The following is a 9084-nucleotide window of genomic DNA, read 5'->3' on the forward strand; positions in this document are numbered from 1 at the left end:
GAAAATCTCCTCTTATGGTATATAAAGTAAAGGATTATTAAGCTTCGCGGAAGTTTATTAATTAAAGTTCAAAATATATTGACAAAAAAATTGGCTTGTGGTAAGGAGCAGAATTTAGCCAAACCTCCTAGCTGATTTCTTGTCAAGGGTTCACCTAAGTGTAATTGGAGATTTCATGACGGCAACGACGGATAAATTGCATGGGGAGTTGATCACCTCGATCGAGCCAGACTTTAAACTGAAAGATATTATTAAAACCATTCCCAAAGAATATTTCCAGAAAGACCCAGTTAAAGCTTGGTTTGGAGTGATTACGAATATTTTGGCGGTCATTGCGGGTTATGCAATGCTAGTTTATTCTCCCTGGTATTTACTGCCTTTAGCTTGGATTTTCACTGGTACAGCTTTAACGGGATTTTTTGTGATCGCGCATGATTGCGGTCATCGGTCTTTTTCCAATCGACCCTGGGTTAATGATCTTGTCGGTCATATTTTCCTCTTACCGCTTATCTATCCCTTCCACTGCTGGCGTTTCCTGCACGATCGCCATCATACTAAAACTAACATGGTAACTATAGATAATGCTTGGGATCCGTGGGAATTAGAAGCTTTTAACTCGGCCAATCCCTTAGTGCGTCTCTTTTATCGCGGCATTCGCGGACGTTTCTGGTGGCTTGGTTCGATCGCCCACTGGGCTATTCTACACTTCAACATCGAACAATTCAAAGAGAACGAACGGGAAAAAGCGCGCTTTTCGATGATTGTCGTCCTAGTTTTTGCCGCTATTTTTTTCCCAACCCTAATTTTCTACACTGGTGTTTGGGGATTGGTTAAATTTTGGGTGGTACCTTGGTTTGTCTATCATTTTTGGATGAGTACCTTTACCCTTGTCCATCACACGGATCCTGATATTCAATTTTACTATCCCGAAGAGTGGAATCAAGCTTTAGCGCAACTAGAAGGGACAGTTCACTGTAGCTATCCCCGTTGGGTAGAAATTCTCTGTCACGATATTAATGTCCATATCCCCCATCATATCTCGACGGCGATTCCTTCCTATAACCTCCGCAAAGTTCACGCTAGTCTCAAAGAAAATTGGGGTAGTCACCTGAAAGAAACCGAGTTTTCTTGGGCATTAATGCAGCGAATCGTTGATTATTGCCATATTTTCGACTCCGAAACCGCCTACAAAACCTTTAAGGAAAGCCGCGGTTAAATCAGTGATCAGTGATCAGTTATCAGTTATCAGTGGGTAAGTTATCAGCTATCAGATTTGAGTTTGAAGTGACAGTATTAAATAGGGTTTGCGGCAAAAAGTTTTTCTTGGGGGCAGGGTGTGGCCCCCCCAACCCCCCCGACATCGGGGGGGCAGGTGGGGTGTAGGGTTTTACCGATTTTCAGGTGGTCAACTACCTAATTTTCAGGGAAAAAGTACCTGAATTTTCCCCCTGATCACTCCCAGTCCTGGACTTTTTGATTGACAAAAAGTCTAAAAGTTTTACCCAACAAGGTTTTTAGATTTATTTCAGCAAACCCTAAATAGAAGTTTCCTATTACTGTTGACTGATCACTGAAGAAAGATTACCAGTAACTGCGTTTACCATTGGGCATAACTGTTAACCAATTGGTTTTTGCCAGGGCGATTTGTTCTTGAGTTACTTGGGCATCAGAGAGATTAGCCCCGCAAAGATTAGCATCTTTGAGATTAGCGTAGCGAAGATGGGCGCCGGTGAGATTAGCCCCGCGTAAATCGGCCTTTTCTAGGTCTGCATAACCGAGATAGGCATTATTTAAATTGGTACTTTTGAGAATAGCTTGACTGAGATTAGCCCGGCCCAGATCCGCATTGGACAGATTTGCCCCTTGTAAATTAGCTCCTGTTAATTTGGATTGACAGAAATTGACGCCCAAAAGTTTGGCTTTGGCCAGATTGAGATTTGGTAATTCCTCTTGGGCGAAATTGCGCCGGCCGTTATTGTAAGCATCGAGAATCGCTTTTTCATCTAAGCGGGGTTTTTTCTTCAGTAAGGTTAGCTCTGTGCTGCTGCGGGCTTGACTTTTAGTCAATACATTTGTATTAGACAGTGAAAAAGCCATCTGTCCCCCCAGCATATTATCTGGAGAGGCCTCTGGATTTTTATTTTTGGGACGAAATTTAGACTTGAGAGGGACAGAAACGGAGGAAGTGGCTATCGAACCTGAATCTTGTCGGGGGGGCTGGGAAGTAACCATTGGAGCGGCGATTAAACTTTGGGCTAGACTGTCGGCATAAGCCGTCATGTCTAAAGCATCCATTACCTCTTGAGCGGATTTGTAGCGATGACGGACAGAGACTTCCAGCATTGTTTTCAGGACTTTAGCAAACTGGGGACTCACCTTGACTAATTTTTCCCAGAGTAATTCACCTGTATTAATATCAACTTCGATCGCTTTAGGAGATTTGCCCGTGAGTAGATAGAGACAGGTAGCTCCCACCGCGTAGATATCACTAGCGTAAACGGGACGCATGGCCATCTGTTCGGGGGGGGCAAAACCTTGGGTACCCACGGCAAAATTAGTGAAAGCGGTTTGAGAATCGGCATTGGCCATGACGCTATTAACTTGATTTTTGACAGCCCCGAAGTCAATCAGAACCAATTTTCGGTCTGTTTGCCGACGAACTAGGTTAGCGGGTTTGATATCCCGATGAATTACCCTTTGCTCGTGGACATATTGCAAAATCGGCAAGAGTTCACTTAAAAACTGTTTGACTCCCGCTTCGCTAAACGGTCCGCGTTTTTTGACCTCTTGGTGCAGGTTATGACCTTTAACGTATTCTTGAACTAGATAAAACTGTTGATTATCTTCAAAATAGTCCAATAATCGGGGAATCTGCGGATGAACTCCCAGTTTGGCCAAGGTGGCCGCTTCTCGATCAAAAAGTTCCCTCGCCATGCGAAAAACATTAGCATCTTTAGAGGGAGGTTGCAGTTGTTTGACCACACAGAAGGGCTTATCTGGTAGGGACAGATCCGATGAAACAAAAGTTGCCCCAAACCCTCCTTTCCCCAAAATGCCTAGGGTTTGATAGCGGTCGTGCAGAAGAAGTTTTGAACCGCAACTCTCGCAGATTAACGCTGTCGGGGCGTTTTTTGGTTGAGTACAGTTGGGATTAAGGCAGTAGGTCATCTAGAATCACCAATTGACCGATACTTTTTTACTAACACACCTTAACAATGCACTTTAAGAGATTCTCCTCAAGGGGGGTATCTCCCAAAGTCTAAAACCAGAGGCCTCAGACAATCAAAGCGCCTGTAACGCCTTTTTTGTTTGACGCTCCCCGCTCTAAAAAGACGGGGATTCTTCGTTCATTGAGTCTCCGTTAGCAAGCGGGATTTCTCCAACCAACCAAGAGGGAATCTCTCCCGAAGCGTTTAAAGTTTGCGTGCGCCCCACGCTACTTAATCCCTTTTGCAAGATGTTTAAAGCGGCGTTTCTGTCTCGACAATCTGTATATCCACAATGAGGACAAACATGGGTTCGAGTAGATAGCGACTTTTGGACTTTTTGTCCACAATTAGAACAATTTTGAGACGTATTATGAGGTGAGACAGCTATAGTTAACTTGCCGTATTTGTCCCCAAAATACTCTAGCCATTGCCTAAAAACAGACCATCCTGCATCGGTTATCGACTTCGCTAAATGACGATTCTTGACCATGCCTTTGATATTCAAGTTTTCATAGGCGATTAAGTCGTTAGACTTAACTAAACGGAGTGCCACACTCTTGACAAACTCTTCTCGTTGCCTACTTACTCTTAAATGTTTCCGAGCATATCGCTTTCTAGCTTTGTGATAATTACGAGATTGTTTTTTACCCTTACGGTATTTCTTTGACTTTTTTTTATTTAATCGGTTTAGTTGTTTTTCAGCTTTTCGATAGTAGTTCGGACAATCAATTTGATGGCCTTCGCTATCTACTAAGAAAAACTTTAATCCCACATCAATCCCAGTGGCTTTCTGGGAGGGTGTTAAAGGTTTAACCGTGTCTCTGGGGTCTAATTTAATGCAGCACTGCACATAGTAACCATCGGCACGATTCAGGATTCTTACCCGTTTAATCTGGTCTGGTTGATAGTAATTAATATCTCTAGAGCCAATCAGTTTAAGAGTGCCAATACCTTTTTTGTCTGTAAAGGTAATATGGCGTTTATCTTTTGATAGCTTCCATCCAGATACTTTATACTCAACAGAACGGGAATGTTTTTTAAACTTAGGGTAGTTTTTCTTTCCTTTAACTTTATTTTGGCAATTATCGTAAAACCGAGTAATTGCCCGCAAGGTTCTTTCTACGGCAGTCTGGCAAGCATGGGAGTTTAAATCATCAACAAATTTAAACTCTTTCCTTAATGCTGTGTTGTATCGAAATAACTCTGTTTTGCCAACACCCTGATTATCCATCCAATAACGCAGGACTTTATTCCGAACAAATTGGGTTGTCCGTATTGCCTCATTAATGGCTTCTATCTGATTAGGTTTTGGCTTAACCTTGTATTCTAGTACAAACATTTTGACATTGCTCGATCGAGTATCAACATCTTAACACAAAATTCCTTAAGTTGACAATACATATTTAAGCGGAGGGCGGGGCTTGTACCCAAATTTTCGGTCAACTAATGTTAGCTTTTCTTGACAATTAATCATCCCTCATCACTTTTTCACTTTTATCAAAGCGGCCCGGGCCTGTTCGCGGTCATCGAAAGGGATTTTTTCCGTCCCCAAAATTTGATAATCTTCGTGACCTTTACCGGCAATAATTACTCCGTCTCCCGGTTGCGCTGCTTGAATAGCGGTGTCAATGGCCAAAGCGCGATCGCTAATTACCTGCACGGTAATTTCTGGGGGAATGCCAGCGACGATATCCTGAAGGATTCGTTCGGGAGACTCTGTGCGGGGATTATCGGAGGTAACTATGGCTAAATCTGCTAATTCTGCGGCTATTTTACCCATTAACGGTCGTTTTGTCCGATCTCGATCGCCGCCACAACCAAAAACACAAATCATCCGACCAGAAATAAAGGGACGTGTTGCTTTTAAAACATTCTCTAAACTGTCGGGAGTATGGGCATAATCAACAATGACGCTGATATCTTGGTCGGGAGCGGTGCTAACCCGTTCCATCCGCCCCGGTACTCCTGAAAACTGGGGAATTTGAGCGATTACTGTCCCTAAATCTACACCACATTCTAACACTGCCGCCACCGCCGCTAAGAGGTTAGCTAGATTATATTGACCCACCAGAGGAGAAGCAAAGGCTATTTCTCCTTGGGGAGTCACCATCACCCCTTGAACTCCCGTGGGTTGATAGTGTAAATCTTTAGTATAAAAATCGGCACGAGCATCGGACACACTATAGGTTAAAACCTGTTGGGGAGACAGGGAGGCCGCTAAACGTTGACCATATTCATCATCAAGGTTAATAATCGCCTTACCTTGCAGATAATCGGGACTAAATAATTTAGCTTTAGCGGCGAAATAATCCTCCATGTCGAGGTGATAATCGAGATGGTCCCTGGTGAGATTGGTAAACACCGTCACGGGAAAAGTACAACCCTGTACCCGTCCCTGGGCCAGTGCATGGGAACTAACTTCCATGACGGCGATTTCATTGCCGGCGCTCACCGCTTTGGCTAAACTGGCTTGTAACTCGTTAGCGAAAGGGGTGGTATGATTAGCGGTTTCTTGGAATCCTTGCCAACGGGTGTAAAGAGTCCCGAATAAAGCGGTGGGAATCTCTGCTTGGCTGAGAAAATATTCAATTAAATGGGTGGTGGTGGTTTTGCCGTTGGTTCCCGTCACACCGATTAATTTTAGGGTAAGGGCCGGATAATGATAGAATTTAGCAGCGATCGCAGCAGCGGCAGTAACTAAATCTGCCACAACCATTACCGAAGCATCCTCCGGGGGGGGAAATTTAGCTGCGGCTGCCGGGGAGATAATCGCCGCTACGGCCCCGGTTTCCAAAGCGGAACGCCAAAATTCGCCCCCATCGACGCGAGTACCGGGTAAACCGATAAATAAATCTCCCGGTTGACAAGCATGGGAATTAGTAGAAATTCCTGTAATCTCGGTAATAGAAGCGATAGGAGAAGAAATCGGGGAAACCAGAGGGATAGTTGTTAAAAGTTCTTGTAGTTTCATAGTCAGGATTGAATCTAAGGATTGCTGCTTTTAGATTAGCCGATCATCGAAGAGGTTCCTAGTCCGAAATGGGAAGTGGGGGTGTGGGGAAGTGGGGTGTGGGGAAGTGGGGTAGTGGGGTAGTGGGGAAGTGGGGTAGTGGGGTAGTGGGGTAGTGGGGTAGTGGGGTAGTGGGGTGTGGGGTGTGGGGTAGTGGGGTAGTGGGGTAGTGGGGAAGCTGTCTCATCACCCTATCACCCTATCACCCTATGTCCTGCCTTTTGCCTTTTGCCGACCGGCTCCTGATATCTGCGATAAGCTAAAAAAAACAAGGCTATAGCTTGTCAACTATTGACGATTTTCTGCTGACTATTTTCGGGATATTTATATGCAATTCGTCGATTTTCTGGCTCTCATTCATCCTGTCCTAGCGATAGTGGTCGTTTTCCCTATTATCGGCCTCGTAGTTAACTTTGCTTGGCAAACCCGTCAACGTCGCTTAGAAACCAATGCGGGAAATAAAAGTAAAATTCCCCCAGTGGTCGGGCCAGAACATCTACGCTTAGGCCGCTGGTTAACGGGTACAGTGGTAGGGGTTAACCTTTTAGCACTAGCTTACTCGGTCGTTTACGGGTTTAATGGTTTTGTCGATCAACAAAAAGAGGGAAAATTAGACTCCTTTCAGGTCTTTTTTGTGATTTTGATGTTTTTTGTCACCATTGCCTCTTTGGTCTGTCTCTACCGCGCTAGACAAGGCCTCTGGCGCGGAATTTTTGCCACCTTGACTGGCATGGGTTTAATTATTATCGGTGCTCAGGATGGGGTCTGGCGACTCTCGGCCCAATGGTACTGGTCCCACTACTATATCGGCATGGCGGCATCATTACTGATGATTTTCTCTCTGGCCATTGTCGAAGATATCTATAAAGACCGTTCCCATCGTTGGCGCATCGCCCATACAATTCTCAATTGTATTGCTCTGGCTCTCTTTCTGGGACAAGCCATGACCGGTTCGAGGGATTTGCTGGAAATTCCCCTCAGTTGGCAAAAACCGACAATTTATCGCTGTGATTTCACCAATAAAACCTGTCCTGAACCGAAATCCTCAACCCCCCCCACCAACCCGATAAGTTAAAAAAAGGATGGACTGAATCCACCCCTTCTCTATTCAAGTTTTTTAGGGACTGGGAGAGGGTGAAGCAGTCGGGAAATCACACATAGATTCACCCGGAAGGGTATCGATGGGTTCCTCACACCAATTGGCAATCTGACCAAGTCGGGGAAATTGGGGTTTCAGGTCATAGATTAATTCAGTCCATTCTACCCCTTGGGTAACAGCTACAGCACCGCTACTTGAGAGACAGCCTGAAATTTGGCCCCAATTTTTACCCCAGGCAGCACCGATAAAAGTACCATTATCGGTTTTACCGAGGGAATAGTCAGGAGCAAAGATAAACGCTTGTAGTGTTTGGTCTCCTCTCAGACAAATTTGCGCGGAATCTGATTCACTATAGGCATAAATTTGTAGATTGCCCGGTTTACAGCCAGGCTCAGTACCACAATCGTGTTCGATCGCACCGTTAATATTACCTTTAACATAGAAAACTACCCGTTTCCCCGGAGTAATGGTAATCTTCTCGTCATCTTCCTCATCCAAGTTGATATTATTAACAATATACTCGTACACTCCGCTGGGAGATGCTGTGTCTCCCGTTCTGGGAAAAGTTTCAGAACTGGTAAGGTCTCCTAGGCTTGGAATACCGGTGGGAGTCTCCGGTAAATTGGGGAAAAACACACCGACAACTTGTGCTTTGTAGGGGGGGGTTCCAGTGCTGGGCGTTGGAATCTTATCCTGCTTAATATCACATTCTGGCCACGCCACAACCTCCACCACATCCCCTTCAAATTTAGCACCATCGTCCGCCGTTCCCTCACTTATCCATAAAGCTGGGACCGTGGTGCGGTTAAATGCGTGGCGAGGGGCATCAAGAATAGGGATAGTTACCACCACGCGGTTACGGGAGGCGGCATTATCGTCACTATCTCTATCGATAGTAATGTTAGTTATGTCTGTTGCGGCACTTTTGCGGGAAAGTCCTTCGAGGGTGAGAACTCCCATGCCAGTATCAATACGATAATTGTATTCAACCACGCGATAATAACTATTATTACCGAGATCGAGATCAACCCATTGATCTGCGCTCAAATCTCTTAATTCATTGATTTTTTTCTTCAAGGTAACAGCATCGTTGGGATTACTACAGGAGGGGGCGGCGTCGACTAATTTTTTTAAATGTTTTTGTAAATCGGTGGGATCAGTATCCACATCATATCTGGCGTTCTGCCAACAATCGCCGGAAGTACAATTCCTATCAACCGTCGCCATAACTCGAACACTATTGAGTAGATCCTGCACGCGAGCCAGCCCCACTTCGGAACTTGTTAAACTATCAGCCCGGGCTTTTTGGGCAATTACTTTCGATTGGTCCCCTTGGGCGCGCATGATCATAGTCATTCCTGTCACCATCAGGATAAGTCCAATTAACACGGCAAGAGGCAAGGCAAACCCTTTTTCCTTATTAGCCATCAGGTGAAGACATAAACGATTGTTCATAAGCCAGTTCATCTAAGAATGGTTACTTCTATTATAATAATAAATAGCTGGTTATAATTAAATTGAAGATGGATTTTGGGTTCGATCCCCCCTGCCCCCCTTGATAAGGGGGTGCAGCTCCCCCCTTATTAAGCGGGGTATCTGACAGTTTTTAACACCTAACTACTGATCAAGTTTTGCTCAAGTGACAACTGTGATAATACAGGAATAGCCATGTGAGTAAAATCACAGACAAAAGCCAGTTGATAGGATAATCAGCCAGTAATTTTTCGATAAGTAGGTAGGCGTTAAAAATTATCAGACACCCCCCT

Annotated in this window: 7 protein-coding genes; 2 read left to right on the top strand and 5 right to left on the bottom strand. The window is 44.7% G+C overall.

The window, feature by feature from the left end; translation table 11 throughout:
* Positions 1-175: 175 nt before the first annotated feature.
* Entirely contained in the window at positions 176-1216 is a 1041-nt protein-coding gene (locus O9290_RS12515; protein ID WP_288058686.1) for a fatty acid desaturase, read from the top strand.
* 365 nt (positions 1217-1581) lie between these two features.
* On the opposite strand, the gene O9290_RS12520 is transcribed toward O9290_RS12515, so the two are convergent.
* The 4 genes from O9290_RS12520 to O9290_RS12535 form a co-directional block, all read right to left on the bottom strand.
* Positions 1582-3168 (bottom strand): serine/threonine-protein kinase, encoded by a 1587-nt coding sequence (locus O9290_RS12520; protein WP_288058688.1) that lies wholly within the window; start codon positions 3166-3168, stop codon positions 1582-1584.
* Between the two features lie 156 nt (positions 3169-3324).
* Complete coding sequence (locus O9290_RS12525) at positions 3325-4548, bottom strand: RNA-guided endonuclease InsQ/TnpB family protein (protein ID WP_288058692.1); 1224 nt, start codon at positions 4546-4548, stop codon at positions 3325-3327.
* 141 nt (positions 4549-4689) lie between these two features.
* Positions 4690-6180, bottom strand: a complete 1491-nt coding sequence (locus tag O9290_RS12530) for a UDP-N-acetylmuramoyl-L-alanyl-D-glutamate--2,6-diaminopimelate ligase (protein ID WP_288024416.1) — start codon at positions 6178-6180, stop codon at positions 4690-4692.
* A gap of 58 nt (positions 6181-6238) precedes the next feature.
* Complete coding sequence (locus tag O9290_RS12535) at positions 6239-6406, bottom strand: hypothetical protein (protein WP_288087113.1); 168 nt, start codon at positions 6404-6406, stop codon at positions 6239-6241.
* Positions 6407-6547: 141 nt separating this feature from the next.
* On the opposite strand from O9290_RS12535, the gene O9290_RS12540 reads away from it, so the two are divergent.
* Positions 6548-7294, top strand: a complete 747-nt coding sequence (locus tag O9290_RS12540) for a DUF4079 domain-containing protein (protein WP_288057021.1) — start codon at positions 6548-6550, stop codon at positions 7292-7294.
* Positions 7295-7336: 42 nt separating this feature from the next.
* Here the strand turns inward: O9290_RS12540 and O9290_RS12545 are convergent, their stop codons facing one another.
* Positions 7337-8773, bottom strand: a complete 1437-nt coding sequence (locus O9290_RS12545) for a DUF7305 domain-containing protein (RefSeq protein WP_288057022.1) — start codon at positions 8771-8773, stop codon at positions 7337-7339.
* Positions 8774-9084: the final 311 nt, after the last annotated feature.

Origin of the sequence: Microcystis sp. LE19-41.2A (genome assembly GCF_027530405.1) — a bacterium.
GTDB classification, from domain to species: Bacteria; Cyanobacteriota; Cyanobacteriia; order Cyanobacteriales; family Microcystaceae; genus Microcystis; species Microcystis aeruginosa.